Origin of the sequence: Aeromonas sp. ASNIH1 (genome assembly GCF_002934285.1) — a bacterium.
Lineage (GTDB): Bacteria > Pseudomonadota > Gammaproteobacteria > Enterobacterales > Aeromonadaceae > Aeromonas > Aeromonas caviae.
This window is the reverse complement of record NZ_CP026228.1, coordinates 1,798,233-1,822,981: the sequence shown is the minus strand read 5'-3', so window position 1 is coordinate 1,822,981 and position 24,749 is coordinate 1,798,233. Positions and strand designations below refer to the sequence as shown.

The following is a 24,749-nucleotide window of genomic DNA, read 5'->3' as shown; positions in this document are numbered from 1 at the left end:
CCACTCGCGAGCGCCTCTTCGGCTATTTTTCCAGCCACACAAGGGAGGCCATGCGACCCGTCTGCCCGTCGCGGCGATAGGAGTAGAAGCGCTCGCTGTCGCTGAAAGTGCAGTATTCGCCGCCATAGATGGCGGTGACACCGGCGCGGGCGAGGCGCAGTCGGGCCAGCTGGTAGATATCCGCCAGCCATTTCCCCTCGATGGACGAAGGGGCGAACGCAGCCGCCGCCTCGGCCTGCTCCGCCATGAAGGCCTCACGCACTTCGCCACCCACTTCGAACGCGGCGGGACCGATGGCCGGGCCCAGCCAGGCCAGGATCTCGCCAGGCTCGCAGCCCATGGCGGCGATGCTTGCCTCCAATACGCCCCCCTGCAGTCCGCGCCAACCGGCATGGGCCGCCGCCACTACGGTGCCTGCCCGATCGCAGAACAGCACCGGCAGGCAGTCGGCAGTCATCACGATGCAGGCCTGCCCCGTCTCATGCGCACAGGCGGCATCGGCATCCGGTGCGCGCTCATAACGGTCGCTCACCGGATGGACGGCGATGCCATGTACCTGGTTGAGCCAGTTGAGAGTGCCGGGGATCCCCGCCACCTGCTGCAGTCGGGCGCGGTTGGCCTCGACCCTGGCCAGTGCATCGCCCACATGGGCCCCGAGGTTCAGACCAGCAAAGACCCCTTCGCTGATGCCGCCGTCCCGGGTGGTCGAGAGAGCCCTGACATTGCCCGGTGCGGGCCAGTCGGGTGCGATCCAGTTCATCTGTGGCTCCTTTCGTTCATATGAAAACGGGGCCCCTTGGCTGCAACCAGTCAAGGGGCCCCGCATCAGATCATGGAGGGCAGGTTACGGCAGGAATCGTCGCAAGGCCGCCCCCGGGATCAGTTCCAGACCAGATCGTCCGGATTGGCCAGGGTATCCGCCCGCAGCACTTCCATCAGCGCCACCATGTCCTGCGGCGTGGGGGAGTGCCACTCCATCACTTCACCCGTGATGGGGTGCGCCAGCTTCAGCATGGTGGCGTGCAGCGCCTGACGGTGGAAACCGCGCAGGGCCTCCGTCAGTTCGGGGGTGGCGTTGCGCAGCAGACGCAGACGACCGCCGTAGGCGGGATCCCCCACCAGCGGATGCTTGATGTGGGCCATGTGGACACGGATCTGGTGCGTACGACCGGTCTCCAGCCGCAACCGCAGACGGGTGTGCCCACGGAACTTCTCGTGCACCCGGTAGTGGGTGACGGACTCGCGCCCGTTGGGCACCACGGCCATGTGGGTACGCTGGGTCGGGTGACGACCGATGGGGGCATCGACGGTGCCGCCGGCGGTCATGTGACCGATGGCAATCGCCTCGTACTCACGGGTGATCTGGCGTGCCTGCAGGGCTTCCACCAGGTGGGTCTGGGCGGGAATGGTCTTGGCCACCACCATCAACCCCGTGGTGTCTTTGTCCAGACGGTGCACGATACCGGCGCGGGGGACCTCGGCGATGCCGGGGTAGCGGTGCAGCAGGGCGTTGAGCACGGTGCCGTCCGGCGTACCGGCGCCCGGGTGAACCACCAGGCCGGCCGGCTTGTCGATCACCAGGATGTGTTCATCTTCATAGACGATGTTCAGCTCGATGTTCTGGGCATCCCAGCGGGTGTCGTCTGCCAGTTCCACATTCACATGTACCTGCTGCCCGGCCACCACTTTCTCGCGCGGGGTATTGGCAACCTGACCGTCCAGGGTCACTCTGTCCTGTAAAATCCACTCCTTGATGCGGGTCCGGGAGTAGTCGGGAAACAATTCGGCCAGGGCCTGGTCGAGTCGTTGCCCGAATTGGTGATCCTGAAATTCGCCTGTCAGTTCAATATGCTGGCTCATGTATGGTCTCTTGAGCGGGGGTATCAATTCGAAATAATCCGGGTATTCTAGCTTTTCTTTTAGCCAAGCATAACGGATACTTTGCCAATTTCGTGGAAATGGACCGGATGTTGTTGATGGGAAAGAAGTCTCACCTGCTGATGTCGCTCGCCTTGGTCGCTACCCTGATCACTGGCTGTTCCAGCACCAAACCCAAGGTTCCCGACGAACCGCCGGAAGTTCTGTACCAGAAAGCCCGCATCAAACTGGATACCGGCAACTACCTCAATGCCATCGAACTGCTGGAAGCGCTGGACTCTCGTTACCCGTTCGGCGCCTACTCCAACCAGGTTCAGCTCGATCTCATCTATGCCTACTACAAGCAGGATGATACCGCCCAGGCGATCGCCAACATCGACCGTTTTATCCGCCTGAACCCGGCGCACAAGAACATCGATTACGTCTTCTATATGCGCGGCCTGACCAACATGGCGGCGGATTACAACTTCTTCCAGGATTTCCTCGGCATCAATCGGGATGACAAGGACCCCTCCTACGCCCGTCAGGCCTTCCAGGACTTCAAGACCCTGCTGCAGAATTACCCCAACAGCAGCTATGCAGCCGATGCCCGTGCCCGCATGATCGGCCTGAAGAACCGTCTTGCCCGCTATGACCTGGGGGTAGCCGAGTACTACGTCAAGCGTGACGCCCTGATCGCCGCCGCCAACCGCGCCAAGCTGATCGTCGAGACCTATCCCGACACGGTGGAGACCGAGAAGGCGCTGGAAATCATGGTCAACGCCTATGACACGCTGAAGATGCCGACCCTGGCCCAGCATGCCCGAGAAGTGCTGGCCAAGAACTACCCAGACAACCGTCTCGGTCGCGGCTGAGTAGCGAACGGACAATAAAAAACCGGAGCCACTGGCTCCGGTTTTTTTATGGCCGACGGCGGCACTCCGGGGTCACTGGTGCTTACCCTGCTGCTTGGCCCGCATGATGTTGATGATCTCGATGTCGGTATCCAGCATCCCCTCCTTGGAGAGACGACCTAGGTTGGCGATGGTCTGGTCCACATCGTCCGAGACGATCCCCTCGCTCTGGGGCACGCGCAGGTTGTTGATGGCCATCAGCGAGGATTTCACCGCCGCCGAGGTGGAGGTGGAGACCTTCATGGAGCAGGCGCTGCCGGCGCCGTCGCAGATGATGCCGGAAACATCCCCAATCATGTTGTTGATGCAGTGGCTGATCTGCTCGAACTGGCCCCCCAGCAGCCAGGTGATGGCGGCCCCCGATCCCATGGCGGCGGTGCTGGCTGCACACAGGGCGGAGAGCTTGTTCTGGTAGGCCTTGATGTAGATGGCCACCAGATGGCTCATCACCAGGGCACGGGCCAGCTGCTCGTCATCGGCCTTGAGGAAGCGGGCGGCGGCGACCACCGGCATGGTGGCGGCAATGCCCTGGTTGCCGGAACCGGAGTTGGACATGGCGGGCAGCATGGCGCCATCCATCCGCGCATCGGAGGCGGCAGACGACAGGCGCATGGCCAGGGTCATCAGATCGTCGGAAAGCAGCTTGCGTTCCACCTGGTCGGTGAGGATCTTGCCGATGCGCAGGCCATAGCCCTGCAGCCCTTCGTCCGCCAGCGCCTGGTTCATGGTGGCCGCCTCGCGGATGAAGTCGATCTCGACCAGCGGCACCTCCAGGGCGAAGGCCACGATCTCCTTCAGGGTCATGGTGGGCTTGTCGGCCTTGGCTGGCTGGATCTGCACCCCGGGGGCGCTGTCCTGCACCATCAGCACCTCGCCATCCTTCTCCATCAGCACGATGCGGGTATGGTCGGTACAGATCACCACCCGGGCGCTGTGCCCCTCCACTTCGGCCAGCACCTCGGCGTAGAGCACGTCGGGCACATCCTTCACATCCACCTCTATGGTGGGCAGCAGCCCCTTGGCCGCCTCGACCTGATCCGGCGTGAGACTCTTGAGCACCTCCAGCCCTGCATCCGGGTTGCCACCGGTGATGCCGACGGCGGCGGCCACCGGCAGGCCGATCATGCCGGTGCCGGGCACACCGACCCCCATGCCGTTCTTGAACAGATTGCCGCTGACCCAGACGCGGGTGCGGGTCGGTACCTGCCCCAGCAGCTTGCGGCAGTTGGCCGCCGCCAGGGCGACCGACATGGGCTCGGTGCAGCCGAGGGCCGGCACCACTTCACGCTTGAGCAGGGTAATAAAGTCGGTCCATTGTGCGTTCATTGCGATGTGTCTCATGTTCATGGCGCCCGCGTGCGGGCTCGTCATTGTTGTTCGGCCAGTTCCGCCTTGTGATTGCGGATATGCAGGTAAACGGTATGGCGGGAGATGCCGAGCAGCTCGGCCACCAGTTGGGCGGCATCCTTGATCTCGAAGATGCCCATGTCGTAAAGCCGGTGCACGATCGCCTTGTTGCGCACGCTGCTGCCCAGCCCGGGATCCCTGTCCACCTTGGCGATCACCTGCGCCACCAGATCATCCACCGAGCTGGCGAAGGTCTCGGTGCCGTGGGCAGGGGGCACTGCGGGCGGGGCAAAGGTGTCGAGCAGGCTGCCAAGGGGCGTGTCCAGGCTGAAATTCACGCACAGCATACCGATGGGTTTGCCCTCGCGGTTGCTGATGGTGATGGACGAGGACTTCAGTAGGGAGCCCTCCCGGGTGCGGGAAAAATAGCTGCTCCACTGGCTGCCGGCGGCACTGTGCAACTTGTCGAGCGCAAAATCGGTGACCGGCGCTCCCTCCTGGCGGCCGGTGATGTGGCCGTTGGCAATCTTGATGACGGAGGCGTGCAGGCTGTCAAAGGCGTGCAGCACCACCTCGCAACCCGGGCCAAACAGGGCGGACAGCGCCGCCACCGCAGGCTCGAAGCTGGCGATCAGATGGCGCTCTTCATCGGTCAGTGTGCTGGCGTCGCGCAAGGGGGCTACCTCGGTCATGGGGTCATCCGGTCAACGTTGGGTAAGGATATTCGAAGCGGACTCAAATAAAATTGAGCAAATCCGCTTTTTGCGCGGGCATTATGCCCGACTGGTGAGACAACACCACAAAATGTGAGCAAAATCACGACTGAAATGACAAAAAGGCCCCATGAGAGGCCTTCAAGGTGGTTTTTTGGTGCTTTTGCTCAACTTTAATTGAGCCAGGGCTCGCCAGTCAGTCCAGACAGGCAGGCACCACCGCCTGTCTGTTCCCTGCCACGGTCACCCACTCTGGTCATAGAAAAAGGGGGCCGAAGCCCTAATGCCGATCAGTTAAGGATCCATTGACCGATCCTCAGGCTGTGTAAGAATCCGAAACTCCTTGTTGGGTTTCGGATTTTTTTATGCGTATCGACCAAGCTCTCGACTTCATTCACGCCTGTCCTCCCGGAAAGTTTGAGTCCCTGTCTGACCTGCTGTCACCTGAACTGGTGCAGGCTTGCTTGGCCGAGACGGGCTCCGTCTCCTTGCGCCGACGGCGCATGCCCATGGAGCGGGTGCTATGGGCCATTATCGGGATGTCCTTGTTTCGTCATGTCCCTATGGCCCAGCTGGCCAACCAGCTCGATATCCTGTTACCCGGCGACCGGCCGTTTGTCGTCCCCAGCGCCTTCATCCAGGCGCGCCAAAAACTGGCTGACCAAGCCGTTCGACAGGTGTTCCAGCAGACCGCCACACTCTGGCATCAGCTGTGTCAGCACCCCACCTGGGCCGGCTTGCAGCTGCTGGCCGTGGACGGGGTGGTCTGGCGCACGCCCGATACTCCGGACAATGCCGGCGCCTTTGCCAAGTCGAAAACCGTCCAGGGGGAGACGCAATATCCCCAGGTCCGCATGTTGTGTCAGATGGAGCTGACCAGTCATCTGCTGACCCAGACAGTGATGGACTCCTGTGCGGTAAACGAGATGGTGTTGGCAGAGCAACTGATTGAAAAAACACCCGATAATAGCCTGACCCTGTTCGATAAGGGCTTCTACTCACTGGGGTTACTCCATGCCTGGCAACGCCAGGGCGTAGCGCGTCACTGGCTTATTCCGCTGAAAAAGGGGGCTCAATACGAGGTCATCCGCAAGCTGGGGCGGCAGGATGTGCTGGTACGCCTCAGAGCCAGTCCGCAGGCCAAGAAGAAGTGGAGCGAGTTGCCGGAGCAGTTCGAAGCCCGGCTGCTGACCCGGACGGTAAACGGCAAGGAGCGGCAGGTGCTGACCTCGCTCACCGACCCGCTGCGCTTCCCGGCCAGCGAGTTGATGGAGCTATACCAGAATCGCTGGGAAATCGAGCTGGGCTATCGGGAGATGAAACATAGCCTGCAACAGCACCGGCTGACGCTGCGCAGCAAGAAACCCGATGGAGTAAGGCAGGAGCTATGGGGCTTGGTATTGGCCTATAACCTACTGAGATATCAGATGGTTAGGATGGCGGCGAGCTTAAAGGGCTATACGGCCAGCCAGTTGAGCTTTCACATGGCATCGGTGTATCTGCTGCATGAACTCAGTTGCCTGCCGTTTGTGTCACCGGGCATGGTTCCAGGGCGTGTCGCTGAGTTGGACAAACAGGCAGAGCAGTTCAAGTTACCCGCCCGCCGAGAACGAAGTTACCCAAGGTGCATCAAAGCCAAACCACAGAAGTATGCGACGAGAAAACCTAGTAAAAACAATGCCAGTCAGGCTTAACTGACTGGCATTAGGGCCGAAGCCCCCTTTTTGTCTCATCCGGTCAACGCTTACAGCGCCTTCAGGATGGCCTCGACGCTGGCCTTGGCATCGCCAAACAGCATCTGGGTGTTCTCCTTGAAGAACAGCGGGTTCTGGACACCGGCGTAGCCAGTGTTCATGGAGCGCTTGAAGCCGATGACGTTCTGCGCCTTCCACACTTCCAGCACCGGCATGCCGGCGATGGGGCTGCCCGGATCTTCCATGGCGGCCGGGTTGACGGTGTCGTTGGCACCGATCACCAGCACCACGTCGGTGTCGGCGAAGTCATCGTTGATCTCGTCCATTTCCAGCACGATGTCATAGGGGACTTTCGCTTCCGCCAGCAGCACGTTCATGTGACCAGGCAGACGACCGGCCACCGGGTGGATGCCGAAGCGCACCTTGACGCCGCGATCACGCAGCTTCTGGGTGATCTCGGCCACCGGGTACTGGGCCTGCGCCACCGCCATGCCGTAGCCCGGGGTGATGATGACGGAGCTGGCGTTCTTCAGCATGTCGGCCACGTCTTCGGCGTTGGTCTCGCGGTATTCGCCCAGCTCCTGCTCGGCGGTGGAGGCCACGCCGTCGGAGCCGAAGCCACCGGCGATCACGGAGATGAAGGAGCGGTTCATCGCCTTGCACATGATGTAGGAGAGGATGGCACCGGAGGAACCCACCAGGGCACCGGTGACGATCAGCAGGTCATTGGAGAGCATGAAGCCCGCCGCCGCCGCCGCCCAACCGGAGTAGGAGTTCAGCATGGAGACCACCACCGGCATGTCCGCACCACCGATGGAGGCGACCAGGTGCCAGCCAAAGGCGAAGGCGATCAGGGTCATCACCAGCAGGGCGAAGGTGGAGCCACCGGCGTTGACGAAGTGGATCATCAGCGCGATGGAGACCACCACGGCCAGCAGGTTCAGCTTGTGGCGGTGCGGCAGCATCAGCGGCTTGGAAGAGATGAGGCCACGCAGCTTGCCGAACGCCACCACGGAACCGGTGAAGGTCACGGCACCGATGAAGACGCCCAGGAACACTTCCACCAGGTGGATGTTCAGCATGGCGCCGGAGAGGTGCTCGACCTGGGCGACGCTTGCCGCCTGCTCGAACGCCGCCCGGGCGGCTGCCAGGGTCGCATCCAGGTTGGAACCGACGGAGACCACCACTTCAGCGGGGGCGGAGGGGTGCAGATCGATGAAGCTGTTGAAGCCCACCAGCACCGCTGCCATGCCCACGAAGCTGTGCAGCACGGCCACCAGCTCGGGCATCTCGGTCATCTCGACCTTGAGGGCCAGACGCACGCCGATGGCGCCACCGATGGCCATGGCCAGGATGATCCAGTGGACGCCACTGGTTTCCGGGTTGAAGACGGTGGCGAGCAGGGCGATGGCCATTCCCGCGATACCGAACAGGTTGCCATGCTTGGCCGTTTCTTGCTTCGACAGTCCCGCGAGACTGAGGATGAAGAGCACGGCGGCAACGATATAGGATGCTGTTACCAGTCCTTGAGACACGTTAAACCCCCTTAATCCTTACGGAACATCTTCAGCATGCGCTGAGTGACGGTGAAGCCACCGAAGATGTTGATACTGGCAATCAGCACGGCGACAAAGGCCAGCACGGTGACCAGGGTCGACCCTTGTCCAATCTGCAACAGCGCACCGACCACGATGATGCCGGAGATGGCATTGGTAACCGACATCAGCGGCGTGTGCAGGGCGTGAGAGACGTTCCACACCACGTAGTAACCGACCACGCAGGCCAGGATGAAGACGGTGAAGTGGGAGAGGAAGGCGGCAGGCGCTACGGCGGCCACCCAACCGAAGGCGGCGATGCCGAGGGCACCGAACACGAACTTCTTGTTGGAGGGCTTGGCCTCTTCCTTCTTGGCGGCCGGTTTGGCGGCAGCGGGTTTCTGCGGGGCAGCAGAGACGGAGATGGCGGGGGGCGGGAAGGTCACTTCACCGGCCTGGACCACCGTCATGTTGCGCTGCACCACGTCTTCGAAGTCGATGGCGACGTTGCCGTCCTTCTCCTTGCACATCAGCTTCATCAGGTTCACCAGGTTGGTGCCGTAGAGCTGGGAGGATTGGGCAGGCAGGCGGCCCGGCAGATCGGTGTAACCGATCACCTTGACGCCGTTGTCGGTGACATGCAGTTCACCCGGTACCGTGTATTCGCAGTTGCCGCCGGCCTGGGCCGCCATGTCCACGATGACGGAGCCCGGCTTCATGCTGTCCACCATTTCCTTGGTGATGAGCTTGGGTGCCGGCTTGCCCGGGATCAGGGCGGTAGTGATGATGATGTCCACTTCCTTGGCCTGCTGGGCGAACAGCTCCATCTCGGCCTTGATGAACTCTTCGCTCATCACCTTGGCGTAACCGTCGCTGGAAGCGCCATCTTCGCCGCCGAAGTCCAGCTTGAGGAATTCCCCACCCATGGACTCGATCTGCTCGGCCACTTCCAGACGGGTATCGAAGGCACGCACGATGGCACCGAGGGAACCGGCGGTCCCGATGGCGGCCAGACCGGCCACACCGGCACCGATGACCAGCACCTTGGCGGGCGGAACTTTACCGGCGGCGGTGATCTGGCCGGTAAAGAAGCGACCGAACTGGTGCGCGGCTTCCACGACGGCGCGATAGCCACCGATGTTGGCCATGGAAGAGAGGGCGTCGAGGGACTGGGCACGGGAGATCCGCGGCACCATGTCCATCGCCATCACATTGATGTTGCGCTCGGAAAGCTTCTTGACCAGCTCGGGGTTCTGGGCGGGCCAGATGAAGCTCACCAGGGTGGCACCATCCTTAATTTGTGCGATTTCGGCCTCGGTCGGCGCGTTGACCTTGAAGACAAGGTCGGCTTGCCAGACGTTCGGTACCACGCTGGCACCGGCAGCCTCGAAGGCGGCATCATCGAAGCTGGCTCGCAGGCCGGCACCGGCCTCGATGGCAACCTCGAAGCCGAGCTTTTTCAGCTGCTCGACAGTGGCCGGGGTCGCTGCGACCCGGGTCTCACCGGCGAGACTCTCTCTCGGTATTCCAATCTGCATGACTATTCCCTGATGGTTAATAAACAATCATCGCCAAGTCTCTCATGTCTGAGGGGACAAGGCATGATCAAAGTGCAGGTCACGGGCCCTTTGTTATGAAAATCAGCAGGCTTCACCTCGACCTCCTGTCACGGTCAGGCCCCCGCTTTTCAGGCGCGAGGGTGATTAGTATCAAATTTTGGAGTTTTATTACAACCACGGCCCCGGGCGGGCGGGTACAGAATTCAGCCCATCCCGGACCATGATTAAAAAAAACAAACCAAATTAGGGGCTTATACCAGCAAAAAGCGCTAAAAAAAGTGATCCAACCAGTCAAAAAAAATGTTTAACCCGGCCTCTACCTTAGCGTTTTTTGTTCTTACGAAATCTGCCGTTGGCTCATCTGATGAGATGAAAAGGGAAAAAGTAACCATTTTGCAACGATCAGGGGGCCGCGTCCCCGCCTGCTGGCGGGTTCGGGCCCCCTGGTGCAACCGGGCCTTGGGCCCGGTTCAGGCGTGCTCTGCTTACCAGGCAGCCTCATAAATATGCCGGCTCTGGGCCAGGTCGATGTCGCCGTGCTCACCCAGGGCGGTCATGCCGTGCTCTTCGAGCTTGGCCAGCAGGGCGTCGATCCGGGCGTCGGCCACGTAATCCCGCAGCCGGGTCTTGATCCCCATCCGCTCGAAGAAATCGCGGGTGGCGGCGATGGCACCGTCGATACGCGCCTCGTCACTGCCGCTGCGCAGATCCCAGACCCGCTCGGCGTATTGCAGCAGCTTGGCGCGCTTCTGCTCGCGCTTGGCCTGCAGCAGGGCGGGCAGCACCACCGCCAGGGTCTGGGCGTGGTCCAGACCGTGCAGGGCGGTGATCTCGTGGCCCAGCATGTGGGTGGCCCAGTCCTGGGGCACGCCGGCTCCGATCAGGCCGTTCAGCGCCAGGGTGGCGCTCCACATGATGTTGGCACGCACGTCGTAGTTTTCCGGCTCCACCAGCGCCTTGGGCCCCTCTTCCGCCAGGGTCAGCAGCAGCCCTTCTGCGAAGCGATCCTGCACCTTGGCATCCACCGGGTAGGTGAGGTACTGCTCCAGGGTGTGGATGAAGGCATCCACCACCCCATTGGCCACCTGACGGGCGGGCAGGGTGTAGGTGAGCACGGGGTCGAGCACGGCGAAGCGCGGCATCACGAAGGGCGAGAAGAAGTGCTGCTTGTCCCCTGTGCTCTTGCGGGTGATGACGGCGCCCATGTTCATCTCGGAACCGGTGGCCGGCAGGGTCAGCACGCTGCCCAGAGGAATGGCGGAGGCCACCTCGCCCCCGACGGTCTCGAGGATGTGCCAGGGATCCCTGGCCGGATCGTAGTGAGCGGCCGCGGCGATGAACTTGGAGCCGTCCAGCACGGAGCCGCCGCCCACTGCCAGCAGGAAGTCGACCTTCTCGGCGCGGGCCAGTTCGACGGCGCCCATCAGGGTCTCGTAGGTGGGGTTGGGCTCGATGCCGCCAAATTCAAACAGGGTCAGGCCGGCCAGCTCGCGGCGGATCTGGTCCAGCAGGCCGCTGCGCACCACGCTGCCACCGCCGTAGGTGACGAGGATGCGGGCGTCGCTGGGGATCTGGCCGCGCAGCTGGGCCACCTGGCCCTTGCCGAACAGCACCTTGGTGGGGGTGTGCAGGATGAAGTTGTTCATGGGATCTCCCGGGGTGGTCGTAGTCGGTAAAGTATGGGTTGCATTTTTCTCTTATAACCCCCTACCATCAAGGGAGCTTTCTGCCGATTTCTTGCCTATTTCTACTGAGCCTGGATAAATGAGTACAAATCAGCCCATCGCGGCGACCCACCAGTCCGCCCTCGCCAGCCGACTCGCCGCCCTGGCACCCCACCCGGGGATCACCGCCGCCCCCGTGCCCGGCGTGCACCTCATCTACACCACGGAGCATCACGACCGCATCCCGGTGCTCTACCGCCCGCGCATGATCATCATCCTGCAGGGGCACAAGGTGGGCTATCTCTCGGACTTCACCTTCCGCTACGACCCCGAGCACTACCTGATGATGACCCTGCCGCTGCCCTGCGAGTGCGAGTGCTTCGCCTCCCCCGAATCCCCTCTGGTGGGGCTCTCGGTGGAGATCGACGTGGCGGCGCTGCAGGCCCTGCTGCTGGAGATGGGGGACGCGGCCCCCGCCCCGGCGGAACCGGGTCGCGGCGTGGTCTCCGTGCCCCTCTCCGAGACCATGCTCTGCGCGGTGGAGCGCCTCATCGACGTGATGGACAAACCGCTCCACGCCCGGGTGCTGGGGCCCCAGATCGTGCGCGAGATCCTGTTCCACGCCCTGCACGAAGGGGGGGCCCCCGCCCTGCTGGCCATGGCCAGCCGTCACAGTCAGGTGAGCCAGATCGCCCGGGTGCTGCGTATCATGGAGCAGCGCTTTACCGAGAACCTGACGGTGGAGGAGCTGGCCCGGGAGGCAAACATGAGCGTCTCGGCCTTCCACCACCACTTCAAGGCGGCCACCGCCACCTCGCCCCTGCAGTACATCAAGACCCTGCGCCTGCACCGGGCGCGGCTGATGATGCTGCACGACGGCCTCAAGGCCGGGGTGGCGGCGGACAAGGTAGGCTACGAGAGCGGCTCCCAGTTCAGCCGCGAATACAAACGCTTCTTTGGCAACACCCCGAGCGAACACGCGGCACGCTTTCGCTCGGGACAACTGCGTATCGTGGAGGGATGACATGCGCACACTGATCCTGCTCGTTCTGACCCTGCTGGCCACCGCCTGCACCGGCATTCCTCCCGGCCACCAGGTGGTCAAGCCGTTCCAGCTCGACCGCTACCTGGGCACCTGGTACGAGGTGGCCCGCCTCGATCACGGTTTCGAGCGCGGCCTGAACCGGGTCACCGCCACCTACAGCCTGCGGGATGACGGCGGTGTCAGGGTGATCAACCGGGGGCAGGACGAACAGGGGGAGTGGCGCGAGGCCGAGGGGCGCGCCTACTTCGTGGGCGACAGCGACGAGGGGCGCCTCAAGGTGAGCTTCTTCGGCCCCTTCTACGGCAGCTACAACGTGCTGGCGACGGACTATGACCTCTCCCTGGTGAGCAGTTACAACCTCCAGTACCTCTGGATCCTCTCCCGCACGCCCCATCCCCCCAAAGAGAAGGTAGAGGCCCTGGTCGAGCGGGCCCGGGGGCTCGGCTTTGCCACCGACCGGCTGATCTGGGTCAGCCAGGATCCGGCGGGGAACGCCCCATGAGGATCTTCCAGGCCACCCCCGGGGACATTCCCCGGGTCACCCCCCTGTTCGTGGAATACCGGGCGTTCTACCGGCTGCCTGCCCGGCCCGAGGCCGCCGAAGCCTTCCTGCTGGAGCGCTGCACCGCCGGGGAGTCGGTGCTCTTCGTGGCCCAGAGCGAGGCGGGAGAGGTGCTGGGATTTGCCCACCTCTATCCCCTGTTCTGCTCCCTCGCCCTGAAGCCCGTCTGGCTGCTGTACGATCTGTTCGTGGCGCCGGCGGCCCGCCAGCAGGGGGTGGCCCAGGCGCTGCTGGCGCGGGCCGATCGCCACGGCCAGGAGACGGGCGCCGCCTTCCTGATGCTGAGCACCGCCACCGACAACCGGCAGGCTCAGGCCCTCTACGAAGGGCACGGCTACCAGCGGGACAACGAATTCTACAGCTACATCAAGCCTCTCTGAGCCTCTGCCTGCGCCCGTTGCAGGGCCAGGACCCGGCATTATTCAGCGGGTGCATGGTGAAATAATATCCATACACAGGATGAATAAAGGCGACCCCGGGGTCGCCTTTGTCACATCCGGGTCGCAGCCTAGAGCCGGAAGCGCCCGATCTCCTGCTCCAGCCGCTCGGTGAGAGACTTGAGCTGGGCCGCCTGGGCGGCCTCTTCGCCAGCCTGGGCCGCCAGCGCCTGGGAGACGTGGCGGATATTCTCGGTGTTGCGGCTGATCTCGCCGGTCACCGAGGTCTGCTCCTCGGCCGCCGCCGCGATCTGGGTCGCCATGTCGCTGATGGCGCCGATGGCCTCGTTGATCCTGCCCAGGCTGAGATTCGCCGCTTCGGCGTCCTCCACGCTGGTGCCCGCCAGCTGGCGGCTGGTCTCCATGCCGCCCACCGCCTTGCGGGTGGTCTGCTGCAGCGCCTCGATCATCTGCTGGATCTCGGCGGTGGAGTCGTGGGTGCGGCGCGACAGCACCCGCACCTCGTCCGCCACCACGGCAAAGCCGCGTCCCTGCTCCCCGGCCCGGGCCGCCTCGATGGCGGCGTTCAGGGCCAGCAGGTTGGTCTGCTCGGCGATGCCGCTGATGGTGGCCAGAATGCCGCTGATCTGCTGGGCGTGGCCATCCAGCTCGTGGATGGTCTGGCTGGCGTCGGAGACCTCCCCCGCCAGCCCCGTGATGCTGCGCTGGCTCTGGCCGACCTGGGACTGGCCGGCCACCGCGAGGCGCACCGCATCGCCGGCGGTGTTGGCGGCAAACTCGGCGTTGCCGGCGATCTCCTGGGTGGCGGAGGCCATCTCGGTCACCGCGGTCGCCACCATGACGATCTCGTCCTGCTGCTGGCGCACCCGCTGGCTGCGGGCCTCGGCCCCCGCCGCCTGGGTGCGGGACTGGGCCGCCAGCTCGACGGTGACGTCCCGCAACCGGCTGACGATGCCGTGCAGTCGCGCCACGAACTGGTTGAAGTTCTGGGCCAGCTGCCCCACCTCATCCTGGCTGCGGGTGGCGATCTGCACCGTGAGATCCCCCTCCCCGTGGGCGATGTCGGCAAGCGCCCTGGAGACCCGCCCCAGATCCGCGAACAGGTAGTTGAACATGGCGATGAGCAGGGCACCGAACACCAGCAGCAACACCAGGGTCAGCCCCACCAGTTGCCACAGCAGGGAGGCGAGCGGCGCCTCCAGCACCTCCTTGTACATCACCATGGCGAGCAGCCAGTCGGTGCCGGGCACTCCCTGCACCGAGAGCAGCACCTCGCGCCCGTTCAGGTTGGCGCCGTGCAGTTCGCCGTCGCGGCTCCACGCATCCAGCGCCGCCCCGGTGAGACCGGGATCCAGCTCCGCCACCTGCTTGAGCGCCAGCTCCTTGTTCGGGTGGCCGACGATGAGGCCGGTGCGATCGAGCAGCATGGCGTAGCCCTCTCCCTGCACCTTCATGGCCAGCACCTCGTCGATGAGGGCGTCGAGGGAGAGATCCGCCCCGGCCACCCCGATCACCCGGCCCTGGTGGCTCACCGGCTCGGCCAGGGTCACCACCATCTGCTGCATGGTCACGCTGACATAGGGCGGCGTGACGATGAGCTTGCCCGCCTTGTCGGCGTTCTGGTACCAGGGGCGGGCCCTGGGGTCATAGTTGGCGGTGTTGAGGGCGGGATCGTGGCGGGTCATCTCCCCCTGCGCCGAACCAAAATAGGTGAGGCCGAAACCGCCGGAGGTGCGGGTCTGCAACAGGTGGGGCACCAGGGCCGTGTCGGGGTCGCGCGCAATGACAGCGGCCAGGGCGTCGACCGCGTGCTTGCGATCCGCCAGCCAGTTGCCGATGGCCACCGAGTGGGCGTGGCCGTAGTTGACCGCCTCGCTCTGGATGGCGTCAAGGGTGCGGGATTTGAGGGTGTGGAAGGCGACAATACCGAGCAGGGCTGCCATCAGCAGCACTACCCCCAGGCTGGCCGCGAGCAGCTTGCCGCGCAACGAGAGAGTCATGACAACGAATCCTTGTGGTAGCCGGGGGCCGTGAATACCCCCATCTTGGTAGTTCTATCGGCACAATCATGAACGGTCTTTAGTGAATCCTGATATTTTTTCATCTATCAACAACAGAACGCACTACCAGCAACAGACTGTTCACTATTCCATGCTGACACCCGCAGGCACCACAAGGCGGCCATGAGGTCAGGTCGCGGATGACGGGCAGGCACCGGCAGAGCAGGCCAGCACCCGCTGACCTGTCTCTTGAGGGCGGTTTCAGGCGTCTGAAAAGAGGGTTGGCGGGCAGGGTTGAGCATCCATCAGGAACCGAGCTGGTGCTCCCCCTGTTGCCCCCCTCTCGACAACGTGGGCTGTGCTAGATTGGGTATCCCGTTTTCAAGGAGAACCCGCTGCCATGCCACGAAATATCGAGATCAAAGCCCGCATAGCCGGGGTCGATGACCTTATCCCCAGAGCCGCGGCCATCGCCGACAAGGGCCCCGTCGACATCGCCCAGGATGATACCTTCTTTCGCTGTGAATCGGGCCGCTTCAAATTGCGGACGCTCTCCCCGTCGGCAGGTCAGCTCATCTTCTACCGCAGGCCTGATCAACAGGGTCCGAAGGAGAGCTACTACCACATCACGCCAACGAACGAGCCGGACAAGCTGCGGGAAACGCTCACCCTGGCTTGCGGCCAGATTGGCAGAGTGCGAAAACAGCGGACCCTGTTTCTGGTGGGCAGAACCCGGATCCATCTCGACCGGGTTGAAGGGCTGGGTCACTTCCTCGAACTGGAAGTGGTGCTGGAAGATGACGAGCCGCGCGAGGTGGGGATGCAGGAAGCTCACGACATCATGGCGCGTCTCGGTATCGAACCCTCCCGGTTGATCGAAGGCGCCTATCTGGATCTCCTGCTGCAACGACAACCCTGAGGGATTCACAACAACAAGGCCGCCTCAAGGGCGGCCTTTTACTGTCCGGCGGCTGGGTTATTTGACCCGCGCCAGCGCCGTGTTGATCCTCAGGTTGGTCGCCTCCAGCCCCGGCTGCTGGCCGTAGAAGTCGAACGCCAGCTCGACACCGGGGCGAAACAGCAGGCAGTGGGTGGAGCCTCCGAAGTGGAACATGCCGAGCTGCTCCCCCTTCGCGATCCGCTGCCCCGGCTGCACCGTCACCTCGCAGCTCGACACCTCCGCCATGCCCACCGGCACCACGCACATCAGGCCGATTTTGGGGTTGTCCGCCTCGATGAAGATGAGTGCCCGGGTCGCCACCGCGGTCAGGAAGGGCTGGGACTGGTTCGGGGCGCTGGGGTCGGGCCCCGCCGGGCTGTCGAAACCCTGGTGGCGGTTGGCCAGGTAGTAGCTGCCGTTGACCACCTTGACCGAGCGCACCGTGCCGCTCACCGGGCTGTGCCAGCGGTGATAGCTGAGGGCGCTGAGGAAGGCCTGATAGAGGGTGCCCCCCTCGAACGCGGCGGCGCGCGGGTCGAAGTCCAGCAGGTTGTCCAGGGAATAGGGCTGCCCCTTGAGCCAGAAGGCATCCTGCCGCCTTAACCCGGTCACCACCTGCAGCGGGGCCGACTCGCAGGCGTTGGCGACCACGCTGTCATCGTCCGGGGCCGTCACCGGCCGCACGCCGGGGCAGAAGCGGCGGGTGAAGAAGTCGTCCCAGCTGGCGAAGCCCTCGTATTCCTCTCCCGGCGCGGTGTGGAAGATCCCCTCGAAGCGCTCTGGGGTGGGGTTATCGCCGGCCCCGAGCGCCCCCTGCGCCACCTTGACCATCTCCCGTTTCGCCACGTCACCCAGCCAGGGGACGATCAGGGTCTGGCGATCCAGGGGGCTCACCGACTCCGTCAGCACATAACGGGACGCGGGGCTTTGCAGGAAGTCGGCCCAGTAACCGAGGATCTTGCGCAGTTGCTGGTTCACCAGCGCATTGGCAAAGAAGTCGTACCCGGCGGCCGTCGCCATGGGCCAGTTGAGCAGAGCATTGATGGGGAATCCGATCAGCCCGGCGGGCTCCTGGGTCTGCACATCCTGATAGGCTTCCGGGGCCGTGGTCATGATGCCGTTGAGCAGCTGCAGGAACTCATCGAAGCTGCGCACCTGGACCTGACCGAGCGGCGTGCTGTGCTCGTGCTGCCACGCCTCGTCAAACATCCCCTGGGCCTGCTGATGCAGGAGGGGATCCTGCTCCACCAGCGCCTTCAATCCGGCGATCGGGGCCACCAGCGGGCGAGGCTGGCGGGTGACCGCCTGACGCAGCCGCTGTACCCAGCGCGCCACATGGGCCTGATCCCGGGGGACCCAGCCACCGGCATGGGCATGGGGGTGACGCGTATCCACTGCCTTGTTCATCGCTCTCTCCTTGTTGAAGCGCCTTGGGCCCGCCGGATGCGATGCGCCTGAGGGCGCCATCTGGCAGGAAGCAAGGTGTAGCACAGGGGAAAAGCGGCCTCCATTGGCAGAAATGGCAGCGGCGAAGCGGGGAAAAAGAGGCTAACGGAGACGGTGGCAAACGCCGGAAATGCGAAAGGCCAGCTCAATGAGCTGGCCTTTCTGAAAAATGGCAGGGGCGGCAGGACTCGAACCCGCAACCATCGGTTTTGGAGACCGCTGTTCTACCAATTGGAACTACGCCCCTGCAACAAACGAGGCGTAGTATACAAAGCGGAGGTCAAAGGTAAAGGCTTTTTTTCTCACTTTCGATGCGATCGAACAAATGACGAGCAAATCCCCGCAATTCCAACAAGGAGCGGGGGTAAGCTGCTGTATTTGCAGCCCCGACGGGGTAGGAATGGGACACAAATGGGGGTAGGGTGAAACCAGGCTCAGGGAGGCTGCCCATGCTCAATTACCGACTGCTGCAACAGCTTGCGCCCCTCAACTTCCGGGATGAGCGCAAGACGGAGACCCTGGCCGATTATCTGGACAGAGTCTCTCCCCTGGTGCCCTCCATTCCCTCCAATGTGCTCGCCCAGTGGATTTACCGTCATTGGCGCGGTTTTGAATCCAACTGGAGCTTTATCGATCTCGCCAGCCACCAGTTCGAGTGCGAGCACTGGCCCACCGCGCAGATTATCGAGCAGATAGACTCCCGCCACATGGAGGTGATCGATCGCTGGGGCGAGATGCTGCGCAGCAACCGCTACGTGCGCCGCTCCTGGCTCGGCAATGACATGCTGCGCCGAGGCACCTGGTCCGAGCCCATCATAGTGCTGGCATCGGAGGCGGGCAGCAGCTACCCGGACGGTCACCCCCTGCCCCATCCCTACTGCCTGCTGGAGGGGCACCACAGGCTCGGCTACCTGCGCAGCATGGCCGCCGATGGCGCTCCTTTGCAGGCGCAGCACGCACTCTGGATTTGTCGACCCGTTCGCGACACTTAAACGTTTTTCCGGCCAAATCCTGCCTCTGAAATAAATTTTTGACAATTCAAAAACCAGCCCTATAATCGGTGCGGTTTTGAAAAAGGTCGGGACAGGACAATGCCGTTTTTGATGAAAAAAGCAGCCTTGCAGACGGGTGGAGCGCACCAGAGCGGCCCCGTTGTTTCCGGTTCCCGTCCCACAGATCCCCCGTTTTTTTTGAAAAGAGCCCCTGTTTCAGGGGCTTTTTTTTGTGCCGGAAAAACCTTCATTGATGCCAAAGGGAATGCAGACGATGACCAATCCACTCTATAACAAACACGTCATCTCCATCTCGGATCTGACCCGGTCCGACATGGAACTGGTGGTCGCCACCGCACAGCGGTTGAAGGCCGAACCCGACAGCCGCCTGCTGAAAGACAAGCTGGTCGCCAGTTGCTTCTTCGAAGCCTCCACCCGCACCCGTCTCTCCTTCGAGACCGCGGTCCAGCGCCTGGGTGGCGACATCATCGGCTTCGCCGACGGCGGCAACACCAGCGCCAAGAAGGGCGAGACTCTGGCCGACTCCATCAAGATCATCAGCTCCTACACCGATGCGGTGGTGATGCGCCACCCGAAGGAAGGGGCAGCCCGTCTGGCCTCCGAGTTCTCCCGGGTGCCGGTCATCAACGGCGGTGACGGCTCCAACCAGCATCCCACCCAGACCCTGCTCGACCTCTTCTCCATCCACGAGACCCAAGGCAAGCTGGACGGCCTCAACGTCGCCTTCGTCGGTGACCTGAAGTACGGCCGCACCGTCCACTCCCTGGCCCAGGCCCTGAGCCTGTTCAACTGCCGCTTCTTCTTCATCTCGCCGGAGGCGCTGGCCATGCCGGACTACCTCTGTGAGGAGCTGGAAGAGAAGGGCATCCGCTTCAGCGTGCACGAGACCATGGAAGAGGTGATGCCGGAGCTCGACATCCTCTACATGACCCGCGTCCAGAAGGAGCGCTTCGACGAGACCGAGTACAAGCACATGGCCGCCAAGTTCGTTCTGGAGCTGGCGACCCTGGAAGGGGCCAAGCCCACCATGAAGATCCTCCATCCCCTGCCCCGGGTTGACGAGATCGAGGTCGCCGTCGACAAGACCCCCCACGCCTACTACTTCCAGCAGGCGGAGAACGGGGTCTATGCCCGCCAGGCACTGCTGGCACTGGTACTGAACGAAACCGTCTAAGGGAAAGGGGAACATCATGTCCGAGAAGAACCAACTGCAAGTCGAAGCCATCCGCCACGGCTCCGTCATCGACCACGTCCCCGCCGGCCAGGGCATCAAGATCCTCAAGCTGTTCCAGCTGATCGAGACCCAGGAGCGGATCACCGTCGGCTTCAACCTCAAATCCGGCGCCCTCGGCAAGAAGGATCTCATCAAGATCGAGAACACCCGTCTGACCGAGCAGCAGGCCAACCAGCTCGCCCTGTTCGCCCCCAAGGCGACCGTCAACATCATCGAAGACTTCGTGGTGGTGAAGAAGCACCAACTGGCGCTGCCGGAGTTCATCGAAGGGGTCTTCCACTGCCCCAACTCCAACTGCATTTCCCACAACGAACCGGTGGAAAGCTACTTCCGGGTGCGCGAGGTGAAAGGGGCGGTGCGGATGAAGTGCAAATACTGCGAGAAGTCCTTCACCCAGGACATCGTCAGCGAACGCTACTGATTTCCTGCCGACAAAGGATATCCATGTGGGCCCCATCGGGCCCATTTTTGAACCCTGTCACATCACTTATTCCCCCTTTGGTTATAATTTGCCATCCCGTAATGGATATACCTCGCTCATCACCTGCTTGAGTGCTCCTCATTAGTGTTTTTCGCTATGAAAAGCCGGAACGACAGACTGGGCGAGACCGCCATCGCTCATCGCCAAAGGAAGTCGCCATGGTCAACACCCTCAGCCGCCCAGCAGAACCAGAGTCCGACCTGGCCCAGCTCGACGCCTGCCGCCAGATCATCGGCCAGCACTGCTACAGCACCCAGGAGGAGATCCGCCGCGAGCTCTCCGCCCGCGGTTTTGCCGACATCAGCCAGTCCACCATCTCCCGCCTGCTGCGCCGTCTCGGGGTCGCCAAGGCCCAGAACGCCAACGGCAAGAAGGTCTACACCCTGGTGGACGAGCAGCTGGAGCCCGCCGGCAGCACCCGCTCCATCCACGACATGGTGCGCGCCGTGGTCCACAACCAGCAGATGGTACTGGTGCACACCACCCCGGGGGCCGCTACCGTGGTGGCTCGCCTGCTGGATCGCAACGCCAATCCCGAGATCCTGGGGGCCGTGGCCGGCAACGACGTGGTACTGATCGCCCCGCGCCACATCAGCCGAACCCGCCAGGCTCACGCTGCCGTGGTGCGCACCCTGGAAAACGCCCGCTGACCCCTGCTGGATGCCAGAAGGCGACCCTGGGGTCGCCTTTTTGTTGCCCGCGCGGCAAGGAGTCAGACCACGGGAGAGCCCGGGCGCCCCGCCTTGCCAGCCATAAAAAACGGGAGCCCCAGGCTCCCGTTGTTGTCCCTATGTCTGTCGGCATTCATGCCAGCACGGCGCCCAGGCTCAGGCAGAGCACGATCAGCACGGTCAGCATGCCGAGCAGCGGGGCCACCCACTTCAGCCAGCGCACATAGGGCACCTTGGCAATGGCCAGCCCCCCCATGACCACGGCGGAGGTCGGGGTCACCAGGTTCACCAGACCGGAGGCGGACTGGTAGGCGGTGACCACCAGCTCGCGGCCCACGTTGGCGAAGTCGGCGAGCGGCGCCATGATCGGCATGGTCAGCACCGCCAGACCGGAGGAAGAGGGCACCAGGAAGGAGAGCACCACTTCCAGCACGAACATCACGTTGATGAAGACGATGGTGGAGAGGCCGGTCACTATCCCCTCTGCGCTGTGCAAAATGGTGTGGGTGATCATGCCGTTGTCCATCACCACCACGATACCGCGGGCGATACCGATGATGAGGGCCACGCCGAGCAGATCGCGGGCACCGTCGATGAAGTTGGAGGTCAGCTCCTCCTCGCTCATGCGGGAGATGACGCCGACGATGATGGCGGCAGCCAGGAAGACGCCGGAGATCTGCGCCATCCACCAGCCCAGCACGGCCACCCCGTAGATCATCACGGCAAAGGCGGCGACGAAGATACCCAGCACGATCTTGCGGGTGGTGGTGAACTCCAGCATCTGGTCGCTCTTGTTGCCGAGGAAGTGGGTACGGTTCTCTTCCCACTTGTCGGCCACCAGGGACTTGCTGGGATCGCTTCTCACCATCTTGGCGTAACGCATCACATAGGCCACGCAGATCAGCCAGCCGGCCACCAGCATGGCGACCCGCAACCAGATGCCGTCGGTGAAGGAGATACCGGCCGCGTTGGCGGCGATCACGGTGGCGAACGGGTTGATGGTGGAGCCCAGGGTACCGATACCGGCTCCCAGCAGCACGGTCGCGGCAGCCACGACAGGGTCGAAGCGGGCGGCCATCATCACCGGCACCAGCAGGGTGTAGAACGGCAGGGACTCTTCCGCCATGCCGTAGATGGTGCCCCCTGCGGCGAACAGCGCCATCAGAATGGGGATCATCCACTCTTCACGGCCACGCAGGCGATCGGTGACGCGCTCGATACCGGCATCGATGGCACCTGTCTTGGTCACGATGCCAAGGAAGCCACCGATGATCAGGATGAAGAGGGAGACGTCGATGGCGCCAGCCTCATAGGTGTCGTGGTTGTAGAGACCGTCGATGGGTGCCAGCAGCACGTCGACTATCCCCTGGGGATTGGCATCCACCAGTTTGTAGGTACCGGCCACCGGCACTTCCTTGCCGAGGGCCTCGTTCATGGTCATCTCGTATTTGCCGGCCGGCACTATCCAGCTCAGGGCGGCCACCAGGGCGATCAGCACAAACAGTATCGTGTAGGCTGACGGGAACTTGAATTTGGTCATGGTCCAGCTTCCTTCTGTGGGTGTGGTATCCATGCAGGCTGCGGGTCGTAGGGTTGGAGGTATTATGCCGCTGTCACATGGTTGAAAAGCCGGGGGTCACCCCCCGGCACCACTGACGACGTCAGTCGCCCAGCGTAGCCACCATCACTGCCTTGATGGTGTGCATCCGGTTTTCCGCCTCGTCGAACACGATGCTGTGCTCGGATTCGAACACGTCCTCGGTCACTTCCAGGCCCTTCATGCCATATTTGTCGGCCACTTCCTTGCCCATGGTGGTCTCGTCGTTGTGGAACGCCGGCAGGCAGTGCATGAACTTCACATCCGGGTTCTTGGTCGCGTTGATGACATCCATGTTGACCTGATACGGGGTCATCAGTTTGACCCGTTGATCCCAGGCTTCCTTCGCTTCACCCATGGAGACCCAGACGTCGGTGTAGAGGAAGTCGGCACCCAGCACACCCTCTTTCACGTCTTCGGTCAGGTGGATGCGCGCACCGGTCTCTTCGGCGATGAGGCGGCAGGTGGCAACCAGCTCCTCTTCCGGCCAGAAGGCTTTCGGCGCCACCAGACGGATGTCCATGCCCATCTTGGCGGCACCCACCATCAGGGAGTTGCCCATGTTGTTGCGGGCGTCACCCAGGTAGGCGAACTTGATCTGATCCAGGCGTTTGCCCTTGCCGTGCTCCAGCATGGTCATGAAGTCCGCCAGGATCTGGGTCGGGTGGAATTCGTTGGTCAGGCCGTTCCAGACCGGCACACCGGCGTGGGCCCCCAGCTCTTCCACGATCTCCTGGCCGTAGCCGCGGTATTCGATGCCGTCATACATGCGGCCCAGCACCCGGGCGGTGTCCTTCATGGACTCCTTGTGACCGATTTGGGAACCGCTCGGGCCGAGGTAGGAAACCTGGGCGCCCTGGTCGAAGGCCGCCACTTCAAACGCACAACGGGTACGGGTGGAGGTCTTCTCGAAAATCAGGGCAATGTTCTTTCCGGTCAGGTGTTTACGCTCATAGCCACCGTATTTGGCTTTCTTCAGGTCGATGGCCAGATCGATCATGTATTGGATTTCGCGCGGGGTGAAGTCCAGCAGTTTCAGGAAGTTACGGTTACGCAGATTAAAAGCCATGATGAGTTCTCTCTATATTTGTTCAGACCAATTTGGCAGTGTTATTGACTACGCAGTTGTTCAGACCAGAGCCTTGGCTCAGGCATTGACGGTATTGGTGGCGACGATGTTGGTGCCGGCTTCCCCCTTGAGGATGGCGAGGCCATCTTCCAGGGAGCCGATGCCGACCATGCCGCCGGTCGCCTTGACGAATTCGCAGGAGGCTTCGACCTTGGGCCCCATGGAGCCGGCATCGAACTTGACGCCGGCCAGCTCGTCCGGGCTGGTGACCCGCAGCGGACGCTGGGTCGGTTTACCCCAATCCAGATAGACGGCATCGGCATCGGTCAGGATCAGCAGGGCGTCGGCCTTGATCTGCTTGGCCAGGTAGGCGGCTGACATGTCCTTGTCGATGACGGCTTCGATGCCGGTCAGGCTCTGGCCATCCCAGGTCACCGGGATGCCACCACCACCGGTACAGATGATGAGGTGACCCTGGGCGATCAGGGTTTCGATGGCGTCGCCTTCGACGATGCGCTGGGGCAGCGGGGACGGCACCACGCGGCGGAAGAACTTGCCGTCTGCCTTGACCACCCAGTGCTTCTCGGCAGCCAGGGTGTGGGCTTCCGCCTCTTCGTAGACGGGGCCGATGAACTTGGTCGGGTTGGCAAACGCCGGATCCTCGGGATCGACCTGCACCTGGGTCAGCAGGGCGGTGACGTTGCGGCTCGGCATCAGGTTCTTCAACTCCTGGATCAGCATGTAGCCGATCATGCCCTGGGACTCGGCACCCAGCACATCCAGGGGATAGGGGGAGACCTTGGTGTAGGCGCTGTTCTGCAGGGCCAGCAGGCCGACTTGCGGGCCGTTGCCGTGCACCAGCACCACGTTGTACTCCTCGGCGATGCGGGCGATGGTCTTGGCTGCGGTGGCGATGTTCTTGCGCTGGATGTCGGCTTCCAGAGGTTCACCGCGGCGGAGCAGGGCATTGCCCCCCAGGGCGACGACGACAGTTGGTTTTTTCATGGGTG

At 62.9% G+C, this 24,749-nt stretch carries 22 protein-coding genes and 1 tRNA gene; 10 read left to right on the top strand and 13 right to left on the bottom strand.

Translation table 11 applies throughout. From position 1 onward, the window contains the following. Positions 1-22 precede the first annotated feature (22 nt). Together pgeF and rluD are read right to left on the bottom strand one after the other, a co-directional pair. Positions 23-760 (bottom strand): peptidoglycan editing factor PgeF, encoded by a 738-nt coding sequence (gene pgeF, locus C2U37_RS08820; RefSeq protein WP_104452130.1) that lies wholly within the window; start codon positions 758-760, stop codon positions 23-25. A gap of 119 nt (positions 761-879) precedes the next feature. Next, entirely contained in the window at positions 880-1,860 is a 981-nt protein-coding gene (gene rluD / locus C2U37_RS08815; protein WP_010675991.1) for a 23S rRNA pseudouridine(1911/1915/1917) synthase RluD, read from the bottom strand. Between the two features lie 116 nt (positions 1,861-1,976). Here rluD and C2U37_RS08810 point away from each other — a divergent pair, with 116 nt between their 5' ends. Then, positions 1,977-2,732 carry an outer membrane protein assembly factor BamD gene (locus C2U37_RS08810; RefSeq protein ID WP_039039695.1) on the top strand — a complete coding sequence of 252 codons (756 nt, stop codon included), beginning with the start codon at positions 1,977-1,979 and terminating at the stop codon, positions 2,730-2,732. A gap of 72 nt (positions 2,733-2,804) precedes the next feature. On the opposite strand, the gene C2U37_RS08805 is transcribed toward C2U37_RS08810, so the two are convergent. Both C2U37_RS08805 and C2U37_RS08800 read right to left on the bottom strand, forming a co-directional pair. Beyond that, on the bottom strand, positions 2,805-4,112 hold the full coding sequence (locus C2U37_RS08805; RefSeq protein ID WP_199770521.1) for an L-cysteine desulfidase family protein: 1,308 nt from the start codon (positions 4,110-4,112) through the stop codon (positions 2,805-2,807). 26 nt (positions 4,113-4,138) lie between these two features. Next, the gene (locus tag C2U37_RS08800) at positions 4,139-4,810 is read right to left on the bottom strand and encodes a helix-turn-helix transcriptional regulator (RefSeq protein ID WP_041211936.1); all 672 of its coding nucleotides are present in this window, start codon (positions 4,808-4,810) and stop codon (positions 4,139-4,141) included. Between the two features lie 386 nt (positions 4,811-5,196). Between C2U37_RS08800 and C2U37_RS08795 the strand changes: the two genes are divergently transcribed. Then, the gene (locus C2U37_RS08795) at positions 5,197-6,525 is read left to right on the top strand and encodes an IS4 family transposase (RefSeq protein ID WP_010676218.1); all 1,329 of its coding nucleotides are present in this window, start codon (positions 5,197-5,199) and stop codon (positions 6,523-6,525) included. 50 nt (positions 6,526-6,575) lie between these two features. Here the strand turns inward: C2U37_RS08795 and pntB are convergent, their stop codons facing one another. The 3 genes from pntB to yqhD form a co-directional block, all read right to left on the bottom strand. Further along, positions 6,576-8,060 (bottom strand): Re/Si-specific NAD(P)(+) transhydrogenase subunit beta, encoded by a 1,485-nt coding sequence (gene pntB, locus C2U37_RS08790; protein ID WP_010675995.1) that lies wholly within the window; start codon positions 8,058-8,060, stop codon positions 6,576-6,578. Between the two features lie 11 nt (positions 8,061-8,071). Then, complete coding sequence (locus C2U37_RS08785) at positions 8,072-9,598, bottom strand: Re/Si-specific NAD(P)(+) transhydrogenase subunit alpha (RefSeq protein ID WP_010675996.1); 1,527 nt, start codon at positions 9,596-9,598, stop codon at positions 8,072-8,074. A gap of 506 nt (positions 9,599-10,104) precedes the next feature. Then, complete coding sequence (yqhD, locus tag C2U37_RS08780; RefSeq protein ID WP_041214265.1) at positions 10,105-11,265, bottom strand: alcohol dehydrogenase; 1,161 nt, start codon at positions 11,263-11,265, stop codon at positions 10,105-10,107. 118 nt (positions 11,266-11,383) lie between these two features. On the opposite strand from yqhD, the gene C2U37_RS08775 reads away from it, so the two are divergent. From C2U37_RS08775 to C2U37_RS08765, 3 genes are read left to right on the top strand one after another with little or no spacing between them, the layout of a single operon-like run. Continuing rightward, complete coding sequence (locus C2U37_RS08775) at positions 11,384-12,307, top strand: AraC family transcriptional regulator (RefSeq protein WP_010675998.1); 924 nt, start codon at positions 11,384-11,386, stop codon at positions 12,305-12,307. A gap of 1 nt (position 12,308) precedes the next feature. Then, complete coding sequence (locus C2U37_RS08770; protein WP_039039627.1) at positions 12,309-12,830, top strand: lipocalin family protein; 522 nt, start codon at positions 12,309-12,311, stop codon at positions 12,828-12,830. Continuing rightward, entirely contained in the window at positions 12,827-13,270 is a 444-nt protein-coding gene (locus C2U37_RS08765) for a GNAT family N-acetyltransferase (protein WP_010676000.1), read from the top strand. Before C2U37_RS08770 ends, C2U37_RS08765 begins: the two co-directional genes overlap by 4 nt. Positions 13,271-13,398: 128 nt before the next feature. Here C2U37_RS08765 and C2U37_RS08760 read toward each other — a convergent pair whose 3' ends face one another. Further along, on the bottom strand, positions 13,399-15,288 hold the full coding sequence (locus tag C2U37_RS08760; RefSeq protein WP_103260927.1) for a methyl-accepting chemotaxis protein: 1,890 nt from the start codon (positions 15,286-15,288) through the stop codon (positions 13,399-13,401). Between the two features lie 400 nt (positions 15,289-15,688). Between C2U37_RS08760 and C2U37_RS08755 the strand changes: the two genes are divergently transcribed. Then, the gene (locus C2U37_RS08755; RefSeq protein ID WP_042864778.1) at positions 15,689-16,207 is read left to right on the top strand and encodes a class IV adenylate cyclase; all 519 of its coding nucleotides are present in this window, start codon (positions 15,689-15,691) and stop codon (positions 16,205-16,207) included. Positions 16,208-16,264: 57 nt separating this feature from the next. On the opposite strand, the gene C2U37_RS08750 is transcribed toward C2U37_RS08755, so the two are convergent. Further along, the gene (locus tag C2U37_RS08750) at positions 16,265-17,635 is read right to left on the bottom strand and encodes a phosphatidylserine decarboxylase family protein (protein WP_104452129.1); all 1,371 of its coding nucleotides are present in this window, start codon (positions 17,633-17,635) and stop codon (positions 16,265-16,267) included. 209 nt (positions 17,636-17,844) lie between these two features. Then, a tRNA-Trp gene (locus C2U37_RS08745) sits at positions 17,845-17,921 on the bottom strand. Positions 17,922-18,123: 202 nt separating this feature from the next. On the opposite strand from C2U37_RS08745, the gene C2U37_RS08740 reads away from it, so the two are divergent. From C2U37_RS08740 to C2U37_RS08725, 4 genes are all read left to right on the top strand, one after another. After that, a complete protein-coding gene (locus C2U37_RS08740) occupies positions 18,124-18,666 on the top strand; it encodes a hypothetical protein (RefSeq protein WP_104452128.1) in 543 nt (180 codons plus the stop codon). Positions 18,667-18,940: 274 nt separating this feature from the next. Beyond that, positions 18,941-19,861, top strand: a complete 921-nt coding sequence (gene pyrB, locus C2U37_RS08735) for an aspartate carbamoyltransferase (protein ID WP_199770520.1) — start codon at positions 18,941-18,943, stop codon at positions 19,859-19,861. Between the two features lie 16 nt (positions 19,862-19,877). Beyond that, a complete protein-coding gene (pyrI, locus tag C2U37_RS08730; protein WP_010676006.1) occupies positions 19,878-20,342 on the top strand; it encodes an aspartate carbamoyltransferase regulatory subunit in 465 nt (154 codons plus the stop codon). Between the two features lie 218 nt (positions 20,343-20,560). After that, positions 20,561-21,052 carry an arginine repressor gene (locus C2U37_RS08725; protein ID WP_039039633.1) on the top strand — a complete coding sequence of 164 codons (492 nt, stop codon included), beginning with the start codon at positions 20,561-20,563 and terminating at the stop codon, positions 21,050-21,052. A gap of 154 nt (positions 21,053-21,206) precedes the next feature. Here C2U37_RS08725 and C2U37_RS08720 read toward each other — a convergent pair whose 3' ends face one another. From C2U37_RS08720 to arcC, 3 genes are all read right to left on the bottom strand, one after another. Then, positions 21,207-22,613, bottom strand: a complete 1,407-nt coding sequence (locus C2U37_RS08720; RefSeq protein WP_104452126.1) for a YfcC family protein — start codon at positions 22,611-22,613, stop codon at positions 21,207-21,209. Positions 22,614-22,734: 121 nt separating this feature from the next. Further along, positions 22,735-23,739: an ornithine carbamoyltransferase gene (argF, locus tag C2U37_RS08715; protein WP_041211943.1), complete on the bottom strand. Its 1,005-nt coding sequence runs from the start codon at positions 23,737-23,739 to the stop codon at positions 22,735-22,737. Positions 23,740-23,817: 78 nt separating this feature from the next. Then, the gene (gene arcC / locus C2U37_RS08710) at positions 23,818-24,744 is read right to left on the bottom strand and encodes a carbamate kinase (protein WP_104452125.1); all 927 of its coding nucleotides are present in this window, start codon (positions 24,742-24,744) and stop codon (positions 23,818-23,820) included. Positions 24,745-24,749: the final 5 nt, after the last annotated feature.

Excerpts from the sequence above, each read along its gene's own strand:
- pgeF (WP_104452130.1), bottom strand. The coding sequence starts at position 760 with ATGAACTGGATCGCACCCGACTGGCCCGCACCGGGCAATGTCAGGGCT.
- rluD (WP_010675991.1), bottom strand. The coding sequence starts at position 1,860 with ATGAGCCAGCATATTGAACTGACAGGCGAATTTCAGGATCACCAATTC.
- C2U37_RS08810 (WP_039039695.1), top strand. The coding sequence starts at position 1,977 with ATGGGAAAGAAGTCTCACCTGCTGATGTCGCTCGCCTTGGTCGCTACC.
- C2U37_RS08805 (WP_199770521.1), bottom strand. The coding sequence starts at position 4,112 with ATGAGACACATCGCAATGAACGCACAATGGACCGACTTTATTACCCTG.
- C2U37_RS08800 (WP_041211936.1), bottom strand. The coding sequence starts at position 4,810 with ATGACCGAGGTAGCCCCCTTGCGCGACGCCAGCACACTGACCGATGAA.
- C2U37_RS08795 (WP_010676218.1), top strand. The coding sequence starts at position 5,197 with ATGCGTATCGACCAAGCTCTCGACTTCATTCACGCCTGTCCTCCCGGA.
- C2U37_RS08785 (WP_010675996.1), bottom strand. The coding sequence starts at position 9,598 with ATGCAGATTGGAATACCGAGAGAGAGTCTCGCCGGTGAGACCCGGGTC.
- yqhD (WP_041214265.1), bottom strand. The coding sequence starts at position 11,265 with ATGAACAACTTCATCCTGCACACCCCCACCAAGGTGCTGTTCGGCAAG.
- C2U37_RS08775 (WP_010675998.1), top strand. The coding sequence starts at position 11,384 with ATGAGTACAAATCAGCCCATCGCGGCGACCCACCAGTCCGCCCTCGCC.
- C2U37_RS08770 (WP_039039627.1), top strand. The coding sequence starts at position 12,309 with ATGCGCACACTGATCCTGCTCGTTCTGACCCTGCTGGCCACCGCCTGC.
- C2U37_RS08765 (WP_010676000.1), top strand. The coding sequence starts at position 12,827 with ATGAGGATCTTCCAGGCCACCCCCGGGGACATTCCCCGGGTCACCCCC.
- C2U37_RS08760 (WP_103260927.1), bottom strand. The coding sequence starts at position 15,288 with ATGACTCTCTCGTTGCGCGGCAAGCTGCTCGCGGCCAGCCTGGGGGTA.
- C2U37_RS08755 (WP_042864778.1), top strand. The coding sequence starts at position 15,689 with ATGCCACGAAATATCGAGATCAAAGCCCGCATAGCCGGGGTCGATGAC.
- C2U37_RS08750 (WP_104452129.1), bottom strand. The coding sequence starts at position 17,635 with ATGAACAAGGCAGTGGATACGCGTCACCCCCATGCCCATGCCGGTGGC.
- C2U37_RS08740 (WP_104452128.1), top strand. The coding sequence starts at position 18,124 with ATGCTCAATTACCGACTGCTGCAACAGCTTGCGCCCCTCAACTTCCGG.
- pyrB (WP_199770520.1), top strand. The coding sequence starts at position 18,941 with ATGACCAATCCACTCTATAACAAACACGTCATCTCCATCTCGGATCTG.
- pyrI (WP_010676006.1), top strand. The coding sequence starts at position 19,878 with ATGTCCGAGAAGAACCAACTGCAAGTCGAAGCCATCCGCCACGGCTCC.
- C2U37_RS08725 (WP_039039633.1), top strand. The coding sequence starts at position 20,561 with ATGGTCAACACCCTCAGCCGCCCAGCAGAACCAGAGTCCGACCTGGCC.
- C2U37_RS08720 (WP_104452126.1), bottom strand. The coding sequence starts at position 22,613 with ATGACCAAATTCAAGTTCCCGTCAGCCTACACGATACTGTTTGTGCTG.
- argF (WP_041211943.1), bottom strand. The coding sequence starts at position 23,739 with ATGGCTTTTAATCTGCGTAACCGTAACTTCCTGAAACTGCTGGACTTC.
- arcC (WP_104452125.1), bottom strand. The coding sequence starts at position 24,744 with ATGAAAAAACCAACTGTCGTCGTCGCCCTGGGGGGCAATGCCCTGCTC.